Origin of the sequence: Oceanobacillus sp. J11TS1 (assembly GCF_018333215.1) — a bacterium.
Classification (GTDB): Bacteria; Bacillota; Bacilli; order Bacillales; family Amphibacillaceae; genus Oceanobacillus.
In genome coordinates this window covers 54,337-73,290 of the sequence record NZ_BORO01000017.1, presented here as the reverse complement: position 1 = coordinate 73,290, position 18,954 = coordinate 54,337, and the positions used below count along the sequence as shown (strand labels likewise).

The window sequence follows — 18,954 nt, the reverse complement described above, 5'->3', positions numbered from 1 at the left end:
CGGGGAGTAGGTAAGAAACGAGCTAATTTTCAGACACCTTCCCCGGGTACCCGGGGAAGGTGTCTGAAAATACATCCCAATAGAGAGGATACCCTATTAATTTACACAAACTTATTGACAGTACCATAAAAGGAAATTAACAAAGTATGTCGAATTTATATATATGGTACCAAATGTCAACAAGAATGGTGATTATTTTTAGCTTAATGACAAAAATGGAGGTGAATATATGGAATTTAAAAAGTAATGACTAGTAATAGGCTTAGCAGTTGTCAATTTTTCATTTGTAAATCTTTCAATCCACTACGAATCTATCAATTATCTTACATTTCTTTATCTTACAGTTTACATTGACTTAATAGATTATCTCTATAATAAAAAGTAAATACAGAAAAAGGGAGAGATTAAGATTATGACACGAAAAATTGCAATTTTATCGCTAATCGTAATGATATCCACTTCTATGTTCACCGTTCCTGCATTCGCATCCATTAGTGATGCTCAGACAGTTCAGCAACAGAAAAAAATGGTTAATATTGCACATCGGGGCGCATCAGGGCATGCTCCAGAAAATACAATGGCTGCTTTTGAAAAGGCTTTTGTGATGAAAGCAGATTATATTGAGATTGATGTACAAATGACCAAGGATGGAGAGCTAATCGCCATTCATGATACAACTGTCGATCGTACAACAAATGGGACAGGGTCTGTTGGGGATTACACTCTTGAAGAGATCCAACAATTGGACGCTGGGGGCTGGTTCGGTCCAGAATTTGCCGGGGAACGAATTCCTACTTTTGAAGAGGTAATCGATACATATCGAGGGAAGATTGGGTTATTAATCGAACTAAAATCTGCTGAATTATACCCGGGTGTGGAAGAAAAGGTCGCTGAAGCCTTAATGAAACGCAATATGCATAAGCCTAATAATAAAAAAATTATTATTCAGTCGTTTAATCATGCATCTGTCCAACAATCCAAGGCACTTCTGCCGAATATCCCTCACGGTGTCCTTGCCGGTACATCTTGGGCAAATGTTACAGATGAGCAGCTGGCACAATTTGCAACATATGCTGATTTCTTCAATCCGAATATGAATATCGTTACAGATGAACTTGTTGACCGCGTTCATCATGCTGGGATGAAGATGTACCCTTATACAGTACGAACACAGGAACAAGCAAATAACCTATTTGAACGCAATGTGGACGGTATCATTACCGACTTTCCAGAATACGTTTATAAACATCCAGTGAAAAACTGAGAACTTTAGAAAAGAGTATCCTAGGTTAGGTGTTCAAAATTTAAATAGTAGTAAGTAGAAAATGCACCCAACTCCTAATGGAGAGGGTGCTTTCTTCTGCCCCGTGAGGTTCACTTTGTAAAAAAGAGAGGAGCCAATTACGACTTACGGCCCCTTTCTTTTTTAGTTCCTCTATAACCTTTTAACAGAAATTGCTTGGGAATAACTCACTGCTCTACAGCTCTCCAAGTCTTCTTCCTTAAGCAGTCCTAGCTCGATTGCTGCTTTCACTTTCGCATCATCAGGCTTTTTAACAACTTGGATGAGATCATCCATTTGTAATTGCTCTAGTCGTTCAACGGTATCCTTCTCTTTAAATTTTTCCGTTTTCCGAACTTGACGTAAAATCTTATAATTTCCTTCGACAAGCTCTCCCTTTTTATCCGGACCGCTGTATTTATCCATGTATTTATGGAAAGAGGCTTTCAATTGATTCATTTCTGCTTCAATTTCTTTTTTCTTCTTATTAAGCTCATAATAACGGGCAAGCATGTCCTCGGTTAACACCAGATTATTAGCGCTCATCGTACCCCTCCAAAAAATATTGTTTATAGAGTTTATTGATGAGGTAGATGAATTATTCCCATTTCGTGCATGCTGATATTTTCGTGTATTAAGGTGAAAACGAAGTAATGTACAAATATAGAATTTATCTTGAAAACAACCTAAAAGAATACAAAAAAGTATGTTATTATGTGGATAATGCTGAAGATTTGGAAGAATCGTTCTCAAAAGAATTGATAAATTATTTACTTTCTAATGATTAGTGAAAACGTGAAACATAACATAATTTTTTTGGTAGAAGGAAAGGAGGAAGAGCTTCATTGATTTTTGAAAAGCATTATTTGCCAGTAGGAAGTGTCGTTGGTTTAAAAAATGATTCCAGGAGATTACTTATTATCGGGAGGCAGTTATATTCCGAAACTAATAACGTGATTAGAGATTTTGCAGCTTTAGAATATCCTAATGGATTTGTGAGCCGCAAAAGAAAAATTTATTCTTTTTGATCGAGAGGACATTGATGTTCTTTATCATTATGGATATGTTGATGAGAAAGAGTTGGAATTAAATCAATTACTTGTAGCGGCGGAACGTAATGGAGAAGAAAGAGAGGGCTTAAGATGAATCTAGCGTCTGATGGAGGCGGAGGGAACGGTTTTAAATTTAATAAAAGTCTTCCAGATAATGTAGGAAAAACAATAAATGAACTAGAGGAGAGTTTTCATCAGGTTTTTGGGTATATTACCTATTTTCAAGAGAAGTTGGATCAGCAGAGTGGAAAAGCTGCGTCTTCATTAAAAACCAATTTAAATAAACACCTTGAGTTGATGGGAAAAAGTGCTCCAGTGTTATTAAATTTTGTAGACGTTATGAAGCATTTTATGCTGGCAATGGAGGCTGCGGATGAAGGTAATTCGGTTATTAATTCATCTACAGCTAGGGCTGAGTGGCAATATTCGTTATCCTCGGAACGGATTGAAGATGAAGTTAAAGTAGATGAGGATATAATGAGAGAAGCTGCTCTTTCTTTTAAGTTTAATGTAACAAATATTGAGGAGTTATTTTTATCTTTTAAAACGATGATTAATGAAGTTATTTCAGAAACGAATTTGCCTTGGGATGATTTTACAAGTATTTGGTTTGAAGCGGAAGTTAAAATAGAATCCATTGTTGAAAAAACAAAAGAGCATATTGAACAATTATTAAAAGAAGTAGAAGCATTTGTTCAAGAAATAGTACGATTGGATACGATGGCAAGTAGAATAGAGTTTACCGTTTAAAAGGGGGGAGACGGACGGTGAGTCAACGTATTGAACAGCTGCTAAATGCACATAAATTAGAAGCAGAGGAGATTGTTGAATCGACTTCTTCTAAATTAGTTAAAGAAGCTTTTACTACGGCATGGAATAACTTGAACAAAGGAAGCATTAATGCCTCTGCTTCAGGAGAAACCATCATGTTTAACTATGAACAAATTAATTCAGTCATAAAGAAGTGGATTTACGATCTTGAAATATGTCTAGATGAAGAATCACGTAAATTTAATCGAATAGAAGATCCTACAGGGGAAGAAGAATGGGAAAATTTTATATTAAAGACCAAAATTAATGATTTTGTTCTTCCTGAATACGAAAGTTTAAAACAAAAAATAGAAGAAATAGATACAGCGTTTGCGAATGCTTCTCTTGCATATCGATCCCCATTGCAACAAGCTTTAAATGATATCAACTTATTGTATAACGAAATAAATGATATAACTGGAAGTTTTACGGGATTTGAAAATGTTTCGGTGTATATCCATGGGATTGAGGATACAGGGAAGAGTTTTTTTAATACTGCGGTAAAAGCTTCGAGTCATGGTGATATAATCATCCATGAATATAGAAATGGTGATGTGGAATATTATGAAGTTAAAAGAGTTAATGGTGAAAATAAAGAAATGAAAATAGATTTAGATGAATTAGAAAGTAAGGATACAAACAATCGACTTCATTTGGTTTATGAAACAGAATATGAAAATGAGCATCGTCAAAAAACAAGTGATGATTTAGCTGAAAAGTTTATTGAAATGGGTTTATTAAACGATGAAACCCAAATAGATATGTTTGCACATAGTTATGGAGGAAGACGGTCTTTTCAATTTGCCATGGATTATCCAGATAACGTGAGAAGTATAACAACAATTGGTACACCATACGATGAAAACTTACTTGGAGGACTTGCAAATACATTTCCAAAACCTGCAGAAAGCTTAAAGAAAAATTCCACTGAATATAGTAATTACCTAGATTTTAATGAAGAAAATCAAAGAGTAGATAACCAGTTTCAACACAGCAATGCTTATACAGATATGAACAGTGAAGCTATGGTGGACGATGTGGAGGAGTTAAAATTAGCCAATCCCGAAACTCATGAGAAATTACTGGAGATGGAAATTACAGCAGTAGCTGGACGCGATCATACAACCTATACTGTCAAAGGGTACGGAGGCTATGATGGTACATATAAGGTTTATGATACGAGCGATGGAGCAGTTTCTGTAAAGAGTCAGCATGGAGAATCATTAGAAGCGATAATAGACAATCGATTCTCTTATGATGTTAAAGGAGAAGGTATTAGTAAGCCAGCTCATTCTTTTGAAATTATAAGTGAAGATTTTATTCAATTAATACGACAAGTAAATACTGACAATAAAGAATAGGAGCTGGATAGACGTGAAAAAAATAATGTTAATAACACTGACTTGCGCATTACTATTATTTGCGTGTGAAAAGGATGAGGATAAAGTGACCTATCAACAAGGATTCCCTCCCGAAAATAGTCCAGCCCTAACTGACTTTTTGCAAAGTCATATTTTAGGTTATGGGTCTATTTTTCTATTTGAAGAAGGAGACAATTTTACGTATGCTATTAGGAATATGAATGAAAATGAAAATACAATTAAATATTTTCAATATACGTCCTCAGAATTCAATGAATATACGAAACGGATCTTTTCCACAGAAAATTATGCAAGTGTTCTTAATGAATTATTTAACGGAAAAAAAGGCCTTCGGGAAGCAATCAGTCATGAAGAAGATGAACGGTTACCTGTTGTGACGTTGGAAGAAGGAAATGTGTTATCAATAAAAACAAGTCAGAATGAATCGAGCTTCTCTATACCTGATAACTTGGAAAAAGAAATCGAAGGCAAACTATTAATGAATATATATCGGACAAATGAAGAAGGGTTTATTTTAGAGTTAGAAAATGAGAATACAGGGGAGCGTTATTACTTCTTTGCTTTACATGATTTATCAGAAATGGATGTTTTTCAAGATACAGAGCTTGCTGATGCCGCTGGGCAAGAGCAGTTAGTACCTTATTATCCTTTATTAGAAAAGATAAATGATTCACTAAGCGTTATTGATTATCAGGTAATTAATACGAAGACAAATGAATTATTTATAACAAAAGATGATGATGTCTTTAGTGAGGACTACAAATATGTTTATATAAATGGAAAAACGGAACCAATAAAAGAGGGAACTCAAAAAATCCAAAAAGTAGAAGATTATATAAGTGGAAATAAAGAAATCAATGCTGAATTTGAGTTGAATTATGACGAAATTGATAAAGAACTCAATTTAGAATCCGCTGGAATTAGGCTGGCAGATATTGCGTACTTTAATGAAAATTGTATTATTTTAAGTCTGGAATTTGCAGAGGCAATCACAGGATCAGCAGGTTCAACGAATGTGATTATCGATTTGCAAGAAGATAAAAACAACCCAACTTATTATTTAGTGGATTTAGGATTGTAATGACCACTTATCACGTGAAAGGAAAATAATAGGAAACCATGACAAATATCGTATCGCTACCTGAGTAAGGATAAATCCCACCTGCTAATGAAGGTGGGATTTTTTACACTTATGGTTAATGACAACTCACGGCCCCTTTCTCTTTTTTAATTCCTCTATAAGCGTTTAACAGAAACCTGAGAATAACTCACTGCTCTGCAATTCTCTATTGGATATCACTTGTTTTAGAACGAATAGATTCAGAAGAAGTTTATAACTTCATTAAGCAAAGCTTTAATTTAACCAAGTAAAACGTGAAATTATCCTCCACACAAGGGCGCACTTCTTAAGCATGAAGGCGTTCTTTTTGTGTTTTACAAAAGATTAATACAAAATTTAAATCCCTTTTACATCGGAATGATAAATTAGTTGATGTAGAAAAAGATTTATGGGGGGATAATGGCCAATCTTCGTACAATGAAAATCGATGCGTTTTTAGTTGAAGAATGAAGAAAAAGCAAACACCGAAGTTATAAAAAATGAAAAAAGGGAGAAACAAATGAAAAAACGTTTATTACAATTGGTTGTCGCAGTATTTAGTATAATTTTTATTGTTGGGTGCAGTAGTACTTCCGCTTTGGAGAAAAAAGAGGAAGAATCGGTCGAAGATGGAGAAGTCACTCTGTATATTGTACGTCATGGGAAAACCATGCTAAACACAACAGACCGGGTTCAAGGATGGTCTGATGCGGTGCTCACTGCTGAGGGGGAAAAAACGGTACGCTATGCCGGAAAAGGCTTAAAAGATATTGAGTTTACGGCAGCTTATAGTAGTGATAGTGGGAGAAGCGTTCAAACCTCTAATATTATATTAGATGAGAACAAGAAATCGGATGTAACCCTACAGACCGATAAACGTTTACGTGAATTCAATTTTGGATCCTATGAAGGCGAACTAAATCATACGATGTGGACTGATATTGCAGAAAGCCAAGGGAAGACACTTGATGAATGGATGGATGAAGGGATCTCACCTAAAAATTTTGCGAATAGTGTCGCTGAATTAGATAAAGGCAGAGTAAAAGAAGGAGAAAATTGGCCAGCTGAAGACTATGAAACTATTGCAAAACGTTTGAAAGAGAGTATTGATGAAATTGCTGAAAAAGAAAGTGGAAAAGGTGACAGCAACGTATTAATTGTTTCTCACGGTTTAAGTATTGGTGTACTGGTAGATATTTTATCTGAAGGGTACGAGCTACCAGCCGGAGGATTGAAAAATGCAAGTGTAACCACTGTTAAATATAAAGATGGTAAATATAGCATAGATAAGGTGGGCGATCTAAGCTATATCGAAAAAGGTCAAGAATAAGAAGAAGGGTTGGGAAATTTGATAGATTCCGTAACTGAATAGTAAAGCAAAAAAGCATATGAAGTTTTCATCCATATGCTTTTAATTTACTCAGCCTTCCTCGTGTGACCAGCGAAAAAAAATCGGATAAATCTTAATAGATGAGAGGCTAGCGTAAAAATAGAATTATAAATCTTTCATTGCTTTTGAAATATGATGAACAGCGATTTCTAATTCATATAGCGAAGCAGTATAAGAAAACCTAATGTGTCCTTCTCCAGATTTACCAAAACTGCTGCCAGCTACAGAAACTACATGCGCTTTTTCCAGCAAAAATTGGGACATTTCTTTTGAGCTCATCCCTGTTTCCTTAATAGAAGGGAATACGTAAAAGGCGCCATCCGGTCTTGGACACTGAAACCCTGGAATTTCATTTAAGCTCTTCACGAAAAAATTTCTTCGTTTTTCAAATTGCTTTACCATTTTAATGGAAGGCGTTTGATCTCCTGTTAATGCTTCTAATGCGCCCCACTGTGCAAAAGTGGTAGAGGCGCTATTGATATATTGATGCATTTTAAGCATAGGCTGAATATATTTTTCATTTCCTAACGCGTAACCAATTCTCCAGCCTGTCATCGAGTAAAATTTAGAGAAGCCATTTAGTATAATGGTTCTTTCTTTCATATCTTTCACGGTTGCAATACTGATATGTTTCTTGGAATCATAGATTATCTTTTCATAGATTTCATCGGATAGAACAATTAAATCATTCTCTTTGGCAAATGATGCAAGTTCATTGATTGCCTGGTGAGTAAGCATGGCACCGGTTGGGTTAGAGGGAGACAATAATACAAGCATCTTGGTATGGTTTGTCACCTTTTCCTTTAATTCGTTGATATCGGGTAAAAATGAATTATTAGAAGTTAATGTGTAGGAAACAGGGTGAATAAAATTCATGACTGGAACGTTATTATAATTTAGCCAAACAGGGTCAGGGATTAAAATTTCATCCCCTGGATTTAGAAGGGCACTAATGGCGAGATAAACTCCTTCTGCAACCCCATTCGTTACTAAAATATTTTTGTATGGATCGTATGAAAGCTGATGTTCCGTATCGTACTTGTCTGCGATTGCCTCGCGGAGAGGAAGTATCCCTGCGTTTGATGCATAATGGACCTCACCATTCCTTAAAGCTTTTACTGCTGCTTCGACAATATGAGCGGGCGTATCCATATCTGGTCTGCCGATTTCCATGTGAACCAACTTTTTACCTTCTGCTTCCAATTTTTTTGCGGCGTCGAACATGACTCTTATTTCCGAAGATGGGACTTTCTCCATTGCAAATGAACTCATGTGAACACCTCCATGTGTATTCTTTTATTCCATAGGAAACAATTCTCTTAGCGAAAGGCATAATCCCCCTAATCTTTTATATGTCACCAATATCTATTATATAAAAATAAGTTGATACAAATGTTTCTTTAAATGATTATTTGGAAAAATGGAAGTTTTCATTTTTTAATCTTGACTCTCCGCGCGCCTTCCATTAATGTTATCTAAAATAGGATGATGGGAAGGGGAAGGTTACGATGGAGGCAGAAAAACAAATCGTAGTTGAGGAAAAGGATATTGATGGACTGCATCATGTTAATAACAGTGTGTACTTGAATTATCTTGAGCATGGCAGAGAAGCGTGGTACATCAAGCATGCGGGTTATTCCTATGAAGATTTTCCCAAAGCTAATTTAGGCACCGTAGTCTTAAAAATTAGTATTTTGTACAAAAAAGAAGCACTGCTCCACGATGTCCTCCGGGTAATTACAAAACCAAATAATTTAGGGAATACGAGCTTTGTATTTGAACAGAAAATCTTGAATGATAAAGAGGAACTGGTCTGTGAAGCGATTGTCACTAAAGTGATGATTGATTTTACGACTAGAAAAAGCAGACCAGTTATCGAGGAAATTGCCGGTCCTTTCAGGGCGGCTCTAGACAAAAATTAAAGTATCGTATCAACCGTTGTGCCCTTTTGTTTTACTTCAATGATGCTGACTCTAAAATTCAAAATAACCCCCGATAGATTATATTAGCCGAATAAAAAACGAACATTGTAATTATACATGGAAATACGTACTGTTAGTGTTTAAACAGAGGGGAGAAGAAAACTTGAGAATTCTTGTCACAGAATTAATGTGGAATGACGGGATCGAAGCATTAAAACAAAAAGGCTATAGCGTGGATTATGATATGGAACTGAGCCGGAAACGAGAGGAATTATTGAGCTTGCTGCCAGAATATGATGCGGTGATTGTCAGAAATGAAACAAAGGTGGATACGGCGTTTCTGGATGCGGGCAAAAAAGCGCGAGTAATCGGACGGCTGGGTGTAGGCTTAGACAATATTGATTTGAAGGGTGCGAGAGAAAGAAACATCCCGGTAATCTCCGCACGGAATGCGAATGCAACGTCTGTGGCTGAGTATGTAATGGCGGTGATGCTTGATGCCTCACGTCCCTTACAAGCTGCCGATGCGGATGTACGGGAAGGAAATTGGGACCGGAAATTATTTACAGGCTATGAATTAAGCAAAAGAACCATAGGACTCATCGGAATGGGAGAGATTGCCCACCGTGTTGCCAAGCGGGCCAAAGCATTTGGAATGGATGTGATTGGTTATGATCCTTTTGTGGCGCCATTTGACCATGTCGTGCAGGAAACAGGAATCCGGCAAGTGGGTCTGAAGGAGCTGTTCCAAGCGTCCGATTTTATTTCTGTTCATGTACCTTTAACGAAAGCAACCAAGCATTTGATCAACCGTAATAATTTGCGGCTGATGAAGGAGCATGCCTATATCATTAATTCGGCTAGGGGCGGCATCGTCCATGAAGAAGCTCTCGTGGAAGCTGTAAAAGCTAAGGAAATAGCAGGTGCTTACCTGGATGTTTTGGAAAAAGAGCCAGTAGAAAAAGGTTCTCCAATTACGCAAGTAGAAGGAATCCGGCTGTCTCCGCATATTGCTGGTTTGACGGTAGAAGCCCAGTCCCGTACGGCTATGCTGATTGCAGAGGAAGTGGACAGAGTACTAAACGTTGGACAGTCCCTTTGCGTGGTGAATTAAAACCAATTTAAGAAGATAAAATTTACTAAGATAAATAGTGTGAAGTTACTTCCGATATCATCACGAAAATATACCTTCGTGCTTGTATCGGTTTTTTATTGAAAAAAGTTGTGTAGGTATAGGGAGGTAATTGGCTTTTAATAATATTTTAAATGAAACGTGAATAACATCATATAGAATGGCTATTCTGCAAAATGGAATGAAGGTTTAGTTTTCATTTTTAATATAGCTTAAGAACGCGTCCAGTTTTACATTTGCCAGTTTACTAGCATTACCTTTTGGAAGGATGAGGGGTGGGGGGATTTTGAGTAAATTAATAAAAAGAACAGAACTATCAAATTTAATAAAGGATGGGGATACTTTACTCGTGGGCGGATTTGGACTTTCGGGTACTCCGTTTACGCTAATTGACGAGTTAGCAAAACTTGATAAGAAAAAATTAACCGTAATAAGCAACAACCTTGGTGAAAAAGATAAGGGGCTGGGAATCCTGCTGCATACAGGATGTCTCAAAAAAGCGGTGGGTTCTTATTTTACATCAAATCGTGATGCAGTAAATGAGTGGTCCAAAGGTAACCTGGAAATTGAACTTGTGCCTCAGGGGACGCTGGCAGAACGAATTCGCTGTGGGGGAGCTGGAATTGCTGGTTTCTATACGAAGACAGCGGCTGGAACAAAACTTGCTGAAGGAAAAGAAGAGAGAGTATTTGATGGAGAAACATATATTTTGGAAAAGGCCATTAAAGGAGACGTTTCTTTGATTAAGGCATTGAAAGCAGATACGAAAGGAAATTTAGTTTACGATCACACCGGGCGTAATTTCAATCCTGTCATGGCTACCGCGGGAAAAATCGTGATTGCAGAGGTCCAGGAAATTGTAGAAGCTGGAGAACTAAGTCCGTATGAAATCACCACACCGCACGTCTATGTAGATTATCTGGTTATGAGTAATTATGTAAAGGTAGGGGGGCGATACGTTGACGCAGGGAAGCAGAATTAAGATTGCAAAAAGGGTTGCACAGGAATTGTCTGATGGAGATACGGTAAATCTTGGCGTTGGAATTCCAACGCTGATTCCTGATTACCTAGGTGATAAAAAAGTAGATTTGCAGTCGGAGAACGGTTTGCTTGGTATGGGGCCCACACCAGATGATGAGAATATCAACATGGATTTAATCAGTGCCAGTAAACATCCGATCACAATGGAAATTGGTGCATCGATTTTTGATAGTTCCGATTCCTTTGTGATGATTCGGGGCGGGCATATTGATGTTGCCGTCTTGGGGGCTCTTCAAGTTGACCAATTCGGGGAAATTGCCAACTGGGCGATTCCGGGAAAAGACATTTTAGGTGTGGGAGGTGCCATGGATCTTGTTGCTGGGGCAAGGAGAATCATTATTGCATCCACACACCAGGCGAAAGACGGGAAACCCAAACTAGTGGAAAAGCTGACCTTCCCGACAAGCGGTAATGGAAGAGCAGATATGCTAGTTACGGAACATGCTGTATTTCAGTTTTCAGCGAAAGGTACGGAACTCATCGAGAAGTTGTCCGATTTGAGTTTAGAAGAATTACAGAAAATAACTGGGGCGACATTTACTTGCAGATTCATAGATAAATAAACAAAAGGAATGATGTCATGAGTAAAGTTACTGTTGTCGGTTCGGGTGTCATGGGAAAAGGGATTGCTTATGCTTTTGCAATCAGTGGCTATAAAGTGCATGTCCATGATATAAACCATGCGATTTTGGAGAGTGCAAAAAAGGAAATTCATGCTTTACTTGGAGGAAGTTTTGAAAAAGGCTTTTTAACAGAAGAAATCTATCAATCTGCTAAAGATAATCTTGTGTTTGAACCTGATCTACAAACGGCAGCAGCGGGAGCGGAACTGGTTGTGGAAGCTGTCTTGGAAAGAATGGATGTAAAGTTGGAGGTATTCAAGCAGTTGGATCAGATCTGCCCACCTGAAACAGTGCTTGCAACAAATACATCCACGATGAGCCCGACGGAAATTGGTGCCCAGACTTCGCGGCCGGAAAAAGTGATCGCCATGCATTTCTTCAACCCTGTTCATAAAATGAAGCTGATTGAAGTGATTCGGGGGTTGGAAACGTCGGAGGAGACAGTGAATTTTATTCATAAAACCGCTGCAAAAATTAATAAAAAGACGGTAGAAGTGAATGAATTTCCCGGTTTCGTTACTTCCCGGATGAATTGCCTGATTGGTAATGAAGCGATGAATCTTCTTATGGAGGGAGTGGCTTCTGCGAAAGACATCGATCATGCGATGAAGCTCGGGCTCAATCATCCAATGGGACCATTGGAGCTAGCTGATCTTGTCGGTCTGGATACGAGGCTTCGTAACATGGAATATTTGCATGCCGCCTTAGGGGAGAAATACCGCCCTTGTCCACTTCTGGTGAAATACGTCAAAGCAGGCCGTTTAGGCAAGAAGTCAGGCCGAGGCTTTTATGAATATAATTAGGGGGAGATGTGGTGAATAATTACCAAAGTGTCAAAGTAAAGATGGAAGACGGAATTTTTTGGCTGACGCTTGATCGTCCAGAATCACGAAATGCATTAGATGCAAACATGCTGCGTGAAATGGACGGAGCGATAACGGAAGCAGAAAGGAACGATAAAATCAAAGTTATTGTTATTCAGGGAGCAGGTGAAAAGTCGTTCGCCGCTGGTGCAGATATCCGTCAATTGAATGAAAGAAACCCACTGGAAGCACTCGTACCTGGAATGCAAGGATTATATAACAAAATAGAGAACTGCAGTAAAGTAACCATTGCAGCAATCCGCGGTTATGCGCTAGGAGGGGGATGTGAGCTCGCGATGGCCTGTGATATTCGCATAGCAACAAAGAATGCTAAATTTGGCCTGCCTGAGCTTCATCTTGGAATTATCCCCGGGGCAGGTGGTACCCAACGCCTTTCCCGTATGGTTGGAAAAGGCCGAGCACTGGATATGATCTTAACTGGAAAAATTATAGACGGAGAAGAAGCGGAACGAATTGGTTTGGTTTCTTATTTGGTGGAAGAGAAAAAACTGCAGGATAAGATTGATGAAATTGCTGCTGTTGTGCTGAAAAAAGGGCCGGTTGCTGTCATGCTTGCTAAGCGAGCTGTACATAAGGGCTATGACATTGATCATGATACAGCGATGTGGATGGAAAAGCTTTCTCAGGCAGTGGCGTTTGGCACAGAGGATAAACAAGAAGGAACGCTTGCCTTTCTAGAAAAAAGAAAAGCAGCATTTAAAAACAGATGAGGAGGGGATAACATGGACTTTTATTTTTCGGAAGATATTGAATTTCTAAGACAAAATGTCAGGAAATTTGTGCGGGAAGAAGTAGAACCCGTTGCGATGAGAATTGAGGAAAAAGACGAAATTCCAGCGCATATTGTGAAGCAATCCAAGCAAATGGGACTATTCAGCCTCGGGATTCCAGAAAAATATGGTGGACTCGGCCTGGATATGGTTGGGAAATGTGCAATCTACGAAGAACTTGGTAAAACGCATAATGGGTTCACTACACTGATCGGGGCTCATACGGGCATTGGCTCTGTAGGAATTGTAGAAATGGGAACAGAAGCACAAAAGCAAAAATACTTGCCCAAAATGGCTTCTGGTGAATGGATTGCTGCTTTTGCACTCACGGAACCGAGTGCTGGGTCAAATGCTGCAAATATGAAAACAACTGCGGTGAAAAAAGGCGACAAATATATTATTAACGGCTCGAAGCACTACATTACGAATGCCGTGGATGCCCATGTATTTACGGTCATGGCAGTGACAGACGCTTCTAAAGGTTCAAAGGGGATTACTTCTTTTATTGTAGAGAAGGACTTTCCTGGTTTCATTTTAGGGAATGTAGAAGATAAAATGGGGCTTCGCGGCTCCCATTCGGCAGAGCTTTTCTTTGAAGATATGGAAGTTCCTGCAGAGAATGTACTCGGTAAAGAAGGGAGCGGCTATGTGAACGCTTTGAAAATCCTGGCCAATGGCCGTGCAGGACTTGCTGCCCGAAATCTTGGTTCAAGCAAACGGCTCCTTGAACATTGCTTGGATTATGCCCAAAAGCGTGAACAATTTGGCCATCCAATCATTGAGATGCAGGCAATCCAACATATGCTGGCGGAAATCAGTAAAGAAATCGCAGCGCTCGAAGCTTTAACGTACAAAGTAGCCTGGATGACGGACCAAGGACAACGGGTTGTAAAAGATGCGGCAATTGCTAAATTATATGGTTCTGAAGTTTACAATAAAGTAGCGGACTTAGCTGTACAAATTCACGGCGGGATTGGGTATATGAGAGATTATCCAATTGAACGCTACTATCGGGATGCGCGTATCACGAAAATTTATGAGGGAACTTCGGAAATCCAGAAAAATATTATCGCTGCTGAATTAAAGCGTGAACAGAAAGGGGCGGCAAAGTGAATGAATCATACATTGTTGGCTCCGTAAGGACAGCTGTCGGTAAATTGGGAGGAGCATTAAGAGATGTGCCGGTTGACTTTTTGGCAGAAAAAGTAATACGCGGACTGATGAAGCGACAGGGTTCTGCGATTAAAGTGGATGAAGTCATTCTTGGTCAGGCGAAACAAAGTGCAGATACATCCAACCTTGCACGCCTGGCTGCATTACGTGCTGATTTGCCTGTAGATGTTAGTGCCTACACTGTCCATCGTCAATGTGGTTCCGGGCTGCAGGCGATCAACAATGCCGACATGCAAATTAAGCTCGGTTTGTCGGACGTGGTCATCGCTGGCGGGGCAGAAAGTATGAGTACGGCTCCCTATTATCTAAGAAATGCCCGGTTTGGCTATCGTGCGGGTAACGGCGTGTTGCTCGACCCGAATACAGAGAGTCAGCCATGTTCTCAACCGATAGAGAAATATGGAAATCTAACAATGGGTTTCACAGCTGAAAACCTCGCGGAAAAGTATACCATCTCCCGGGAAGAACAGGATGAATTTGCACATCGGAGTCAGTTGCTGGCAGCTGATGCCATCAAATCCGGCCGTTTTGAAAAAGAAATTGTGCCGGTTGATGTAAAAGAAAGGAAAAAGACTTTTACATTTGACACAGATGAACATCCTTTTTTAACTTCTCCAGAAAAACTGGCAACACTTCCAGCTGTTTTTAAAGAAAATGGAACAGTAACACCAGGGAATGCTAGTGGAAGAAACGATGGTGCCTCTGTTGTACTTATGATGAATAAAGCAAAGCTGGATGAATATGGCTTGAATCCGAAAGCAAAAATAATTGCCCAGGCAGCGAGCGGAGTTTCTCCAGAGATTATGGGAATCGGTCCTGTGGAATCGACGTATAAAGCGTTAAAGCAAGCGAATCTGTCGATGAATGACATTGGTCTCTTCGAACTTAATGAAGCATTCGCTGCACAGGCCCTTGCAGTAATCAGGGAAGCGAAAATGGATATACGTAAAGTGAATGTAAACGGCGGTGCGATTGCCTTAGGTCATCCCATTGGCGCTACTGGAGCCATTCTGATGACAAAACTGCTGCACGAAATGGAACGCAGAGGGGAAAAATACGGTCTGGTTACGCTTTGTATTGGCGGCGGACAGGGTATTTCTACGATTATTGAATACGTGGATAGATAAGAAGCTGGACAGGGCGGGATGAAGGTTCGTTTTGAACCATCGTCTATCTTTCCTTGTTTGCCTAATGGGATAAAAGGGGGCAAGAATCCAATGAAAGCATTACACATTCTGCAAATTCTCCCTATGTACCATAAGGATGGGGAGGCAGTGTTAGAAAAGAACGCAAAAGTCATTAAATTTGATGATTTTGAGGAAGAAAAGGTCATCGCTTTTTTACAAAATAATAAAGTCGATGGAATTATTCTGCGGGCCCCAGCTCGGATTACTCCGGCCATTTTGGATGCATGCGACCATGTAAAAGCAATTTCTGGAGCGGGTGTCGGTCTAGATAATATTGATGTGGAATATGCGACGAACAAAGGGATACGCGTCCTTCATGCCCCGAAAATTAATACGGTAGCCACGGCAGAACACACAGTTAGTCTGATGCTAGCAGTCATGAAAAACATTGTCACATTCCATACAGAAATGGAAAAAGGGAATTATTCCTATCGTGATGGAAGATTTACCCTTGAATTAAACGGGAAGAAACTGGGATTGGTTGGATTTGGATCCATTGCACAAGAGGTAGCGAAAATAATGAAGAATGGCTTCCATATGGACGTATCTGCCTATGTGCGAAGAATACCAGAGGAAAGACGGAAAATTGCTGCACCACTCGGTGTTACGCTCACAAAAGATATGAAAAAAATATTTCAAGAAAGCGACGTAATCAGCTTGCATATTCCGCTTAACAAGGAAACAAACGGAATGGTAGATAAATCCTTTTTCAATTTGATGAAGAAAGATGCAATACTTATTAATACAGCCCGCGGAGGTATCATTCATGAAGTGGATATGGTGGAAGCATTAAAGAATAAGACATTTCGCGCGGCAGGTGTAGACGTATTCTGTGAAGAACCAGCACCCGCAGACCACCCATTCCTTGGAATCGATGAAATAATTAAGACCCCACATATGGGTGGAATCAGCCTGGAAGCGGCAAGGCAGATGAGTACAACCGTAGCGATGAATCTGATTAAAGCGGTAGAAGGAGAAGACATAGACACCATTGTTAATTTAGATGCGCTTTCTACAGTGGATAGAGATTAGAATATCATCCAGTTTTAAAAGTTGATCGCAGTGTAACTGGCTGGGACTGGGACTGCGATTACTCGTCCCACCGAAAACCACTGCGATTACTCGTCCCATCGAAGGGCTTTTGTAAGACTCCCACTTCAAGAAATGAGTAAAAAATTATATTTCTTAAAATGATATAAAGCATATAACTGGATAGTTATCGATCTGGGTTATATGCTTTTATTATAGAATAAAGTTTATAATTATGAGAGTTTAGAGAATTCTAACCGAGGAATCTTAAATTAATAGGGAGAATAAAATCCATGGTAACTTATGTAATATGGGATTTGGGAGAAACATTAACAACTCCGCCAAATGGAAGAATGGACACAAAGCCGCTTACAGAATATCCGGAAATAGAATTAAGAGAACACGTATTAGAAGTGCTAGAATTGATAAGTCATATGGGGTTAAAGCATGCGATTCTCAGTAATACAGCAACAAGTGACAGTGACGTAGTCCGGGAGCTGTTAAAAAGGTTACAGATTCTGGACAAGTTTGACTATGTTTATGCCACAAAGTCTGAGTTAGATCTAGCTATTCCAGAAAAACCGGATAGCGTCGTATATCATCATGTGCTTGAAAAATTAGATATTAAAGCCGAAGAAGCTGTTATGATAGGGAATACGTGGGATACGGATATCATTGGGGCAAATAGAGTTGGAATGCATGCAATTTGGCTTCAAAACCCGGAAGTATCGGTCAGAGAGGATTTTAATGAAAAGGTTATCACCCCTCCGTGGATTTTGCCGGTGTGGGATGTTGCGTCTGTGCCACAAGCGATTGAGTTGATTGTTGGGTGCAGTGAAGAGGGAGATAGGGAGTAATTGGTATAGCATCAGTATTTGAAAAGAACCCTGGAGATGGAAATGGGTGTGAGTGATTTAATAGGTAATGAATTTATTTTCCAGCATCAATAAAAAAAGTTTATGTCGGGGAAAACGTTTCTTGCTGGAAGTATTAATAGGTGAAATCCCTTTAAGAAAAGCCTGTTGCTGTTGTACTATTGCAGCGGGCTTATTTTGTTATCACGAAAATTTTGAGCAATCAGGACAAGCTCTGGAGGATATAATAAAAAATCATCAGGAAATCGCTTGTTGCTTCTATTTAGCGTGAAGCAATCTAGGAGTATTTATATTTTTAAAATGTGAAGAAGCTGCCTTATAAGAGTATTCAGCCAACTTATAAAATTTATCCTTTTGTGAAGGATTGACGCTAATTGTGTCGAATAAAGATATATAATAATTTATAAAGGATGACTGTTATGGAACAAGAAAAATATAAGCTTTCAAAATTATTGATTATACCGATATCAGTCTTATTATTTGTTTACATATCAGTAAGTTACGGGAGCGGAATAATATCTTTTTTTCAATCTAATAAATGGACGTTACTCATTTGCTTTATTCTGGTTATTGTATTAATAAGCTGGTTATTTCCAAGTTATTTTAAGAATCATAAGCAAAATCTACGGCGTACTTGGTATTTCTTGTTTATTATAGGCATTGTTTTAATTATTAGTGGAATCGGTTTCGACCAAGAGCATTGGCAGAAATATGCTTTATTAGCAGGTATGTTTATCTTTGTTGATTTGACCATTTTTCTTACTCCTAATATAAAAAAGATAGGCGGTGCTGAAATTGAAAAGATTAATGAAGTTGAAAATATAAATGAAGAGATGAAAAAAACAATTATCCAAACAAAAAATAAAGGAAAACAGTTTACTAGTATTTTAAATAGAATAGATTATTCACTTTTTAAATCTCTTGAATGGGATATAGAAGAGTACTGCTCTTCTTTAACAGAATTTTTAAGTTCATATGGTGATATTTGTAACCAGAATATAATTGCACTAAACGTAGAAGAGAAAGATGAGAAACTATGGGATGAACTGGGGATAATGGGATTAGAGTTATCTAAAAGCAATAAAGAAAATCTAAATAAAAATAATGTAGTTCAATTGGATAATTATACTGCCTTAATTCCATTTAATGACCTTGTTTTTCCAGTAGTTATTTTAATAAAATCTAATAGAGATTCAATACTGCAGATTGACTTTGATCATGTAATTAATTTGGTACTTATCCATTCTTGGTACAAAAAGTCTGATAGTCTAACAGAAACTATAGAGGATTCTTTGTAAGTTTG

19 protein-coding genes are annotated in these 18,954 nt (G+C 38.5%); 17 read left to right on the top strand and 2 right to left on the bottom strand.

What is annotated here, in order from left to right; translation table 11 throughout:
- The first annotated feature begins 412 nt into the window (after positions 1 to 412).
- Positions 413 to 1,264: a glycerophosphodiester phosphodiesterase gene (locus tag KI343_RS13545; RefSeq protein ID WP_212926955.1), complete on the top strand. Its 852-nt coding sequence runs from the start codon at positions 413 to 415 to the stop codon at positions 1,262 to 1,264.
- Positions 1,265 to 1,435: 171 nt separating this feature from the next.
- On the opposite strand, the gene KI343_RS13540 is transcribed toward KI343_RS13545, so the two are convergent.
- On the bottom strand, positions 1,436 to 1,828 hold the full coding sequence (locus KI343_RS13540; RefSeq protein WP_212926954.1) for a hypothetical protein: 393 nt from the start codon (positions 1,826 to 1,828) through the stop codon (positions 1,436 to 1,438).
- Positions 1,829 to 2,127: 299 nt separating this feature from the next.
- Here KI343_RS13540 and KI343_RS20185 point away from each other — a divergent pair, with 299 nt between their 5' ends.
- From KI343_RS20185 to KI343_RS13515, 5 genes are all read left to right on the top strand, one after another.
- Positions 2,128 to 2,310, top strand: a complete 183-nt coding sequence (locus KI343_RS20185) for a DUF4176 domain-containing protein (protein WP_244856941.1) — start codon at positions 2,128 to 2,130, stop codon at positions 2,308 to 2,310.
- A gap of 114 nt (positions 2,311 to 2,424) precedes the next feature.
- The gene (locus tag KI343_RS13530) at positions 2,425 to 3,084 is read left to right on the top strand and encodes a hypothetical protein (protein ID WP_212926953.1); all 660 of its coding nucleotides are present in this window, start codon (positions 2,425 to 2,427) and stop codon (positions 3,082 to 3,084) included.
- 17 nt (positions 3,085 to 3,101) lie between these two features.
- Positions 3,102 to 4,505 (top strand): alpha/beta fold hydrolase, encoded by a 1,404-nt coding sequence (locus KI343_RS13525; RefSeq protein WP_212926952.1) that lies wholly within the window; start codon positions 3,102 to 3,104, stop codon positions 4,503 to 4,505.
- 13 nt (positions 4,506 to 4,518) lie between these two features.
- Positions 4,519 to 5,607 (top strand): hypothetical protein, encoded by a 1,089-nt coding sequence (locus KI343_RS13520; protein WP_212926951.1) that lies wholly within the window; start codon positions 4,519 to 4,521, stop codon positions 5,605 to 5,607.
- A gap of 538 nt (positions 5,608 to 6,145) precedes the next feature.
- Positions 6,146 to 6,955, top strand: a complete 810-nt coding sequence (locus tag KI343_RS13515; RefSeq protein ID WP_212926950.1) for a histidine phosphatase family protein — start codon at positions 6,146 to 6,148, stop codon at positions 6,953 to 6,955.
- A gap of 165 nt (positions 6,956 to 7,120) precedes the next feature.
- Here the strand turns inward: KI343_RS13515 and KI343_RS13510 are convergent, their stop codons facing one another.
- Positions 7,121 to 8,287 carry a pyridoxal phosphate-dependent aminotransferase gene (locus KI343_RS13510; protein ID WP_212926949.1) on the bottom strand — a complete coding sequence of 389 codons (1,167 nt, stop codon included), beginning with the start codon at positions 8,285 to 8,287 and terminating at the stop codon, positions 7,121 to 7,123.
- Between the two features lie 236 nt (positions 8,288 to 8,523).
- Here KI343_RS13510 and KI343_RS13505 point away from each other — a divergent pair, with 236 nt between their 5' ends.
- The 11 genes from KI343_RS13505 (at position 8,524) to KI343_RS13455 (ending at position 18,949) form a co-directional block, all read left to right on the top strand.
- On the top strand, positions 8,524 to 8,937 hold the full coding sequence (locus KI343_RS13505; RefSeq protein ID WP_212926948.1) for an acyl-CoA thioesterase: 414 nt from the start codon (positions 8,524 to 8,526) through the stop codon (positions 8,935 to 8,937).
- Positions 8,938 to 9,100: 163 nt separating this feature from the next.
- Positions 9,101 to 10,051 carry a hydroxyacid dehydrogenase gene (locus KI343_RS13500; protein ID WP_212926947.1) on the top strand — a complete coding sequence of 317 codons (951 nt, stop codon included), beginning with the start codon at positions 9,101 to 9,103 and terminating at the stop codon, positions 10,049 to 10,051.
- Positions 10,052 to 10,337: 286 nt separating this feature from the next.
- Positions 10,338 to 11,051 (top strand): CoA transferase subunit A, encoded by a 714-nt coding sequence (locus KI343_RS13495; protein ID WP_212926946.1) that lies wholly within the window; start codon positions 10,338 to 10,340, stop codon positions 11,049 to 11,051.
- The gene (locus KI343_RS13490) at positions 11,029 to 11,673 is read left to right on the top strand and encodes a 3-oxoacid CoA-transferase subunit B (protein WP_212926945.1); all 645 of its coding nucleotides are present in this window, start codon (positions 11,029 to 11,031) and stop codon (positions 11,671 to 11,673) included. The genes KI343_RS13495 and KI343_RS13490 overlap by 23 nt, the downstream gene beginning before the upstream one ends.
- Before the next feature lie 17 nt (positions 11,674 to 11,690).
- Entirely contained in the window at positions 11,691 to 12,536 is an 846-nt protein-coding gene (locus KI343_RS13485; protein WP_212926944.1) for a 3-hydroxyacyl-CoA dehydrogenase family protein, read from the top strand.
- A gap of 11 nt (positions 12,537 to 12,547) precedes the next feature.
- Positions 12,548 to 13,327, top strand: coding sequence for an enoyl-CoA hydratase/isomerase family protein (locus KI343_RS13480; RefSeq protein ID WP_212926943.1), 780 nt, complete (start codon positions 12,548 to 12,550; stop codon positions 13,325 to 13,327).
- Positions 13,328 to 13,339: 12 nt separating this feature from the next.
- A complete protein-coding gene (locus KI343_RS13475) occupies positions 13,340 to 14,500 on the top strand; it encodes an acyl-CoA dehydrogenase family protein (protein WP_212926942.1) in 1,161 nt (386 codons plus the stop codon).
- A complete protein-coding gene (locus KI343_RS13470) occupies positions 14,497 to 15,687 on the top strand; it encodes a thiolase family protein (RefSeq protein WP_212926941.1) in 1,191 nt (396 codons plus the stop codon). The genes KI343_RS13475 and KI343_RS13470 overlap by 4 nt, the downstream gene beginning before the upstream one ends.
- A gap of 90 nt (positions 15,688 to 15,777) precedes the next feature.
- Complete coding sequence (locus KI343_RS13465) at positions 15,778 to 16,779, top strand: hydroxyacid dehydrogenase (protein WP_212926940.1); 1,002 nt, start codon at positions 15,778 to 15,780, stop codon at positions 16,777 to 16,779.
- Between the two features lie 290 nt (positions 16,780 to 17,069).
- Positions 17,070 to 17,633 (top strand): HAD family hydrolase, encoded by a 564-nt coding sequence (locus KI343_RS13460; protein ID WP_212926939.1) that lies wholly within the window; start codon positions 17,070 to 17,072, stop codon positions 17,631 to 17,633.
- A 437-nt stretch (positions 17,634 to 18,070) separates the two neighbouring features.
- On the top strand, positions 18,071 to 18,949 hold the full coding sequence (locus KI343_RS13455) for a type II toxin-antitoxin system SpoIISA family toxin (RefSeq protein ID WP_244856939.1): 879 nt from the start codon (positions 18,071 to 18,073) through the stop codon (positions 18,947 to 18,949).
- The last annotated feature ends 5 nt before the right edge of the window (positions 18,950 to 18,954 follow it).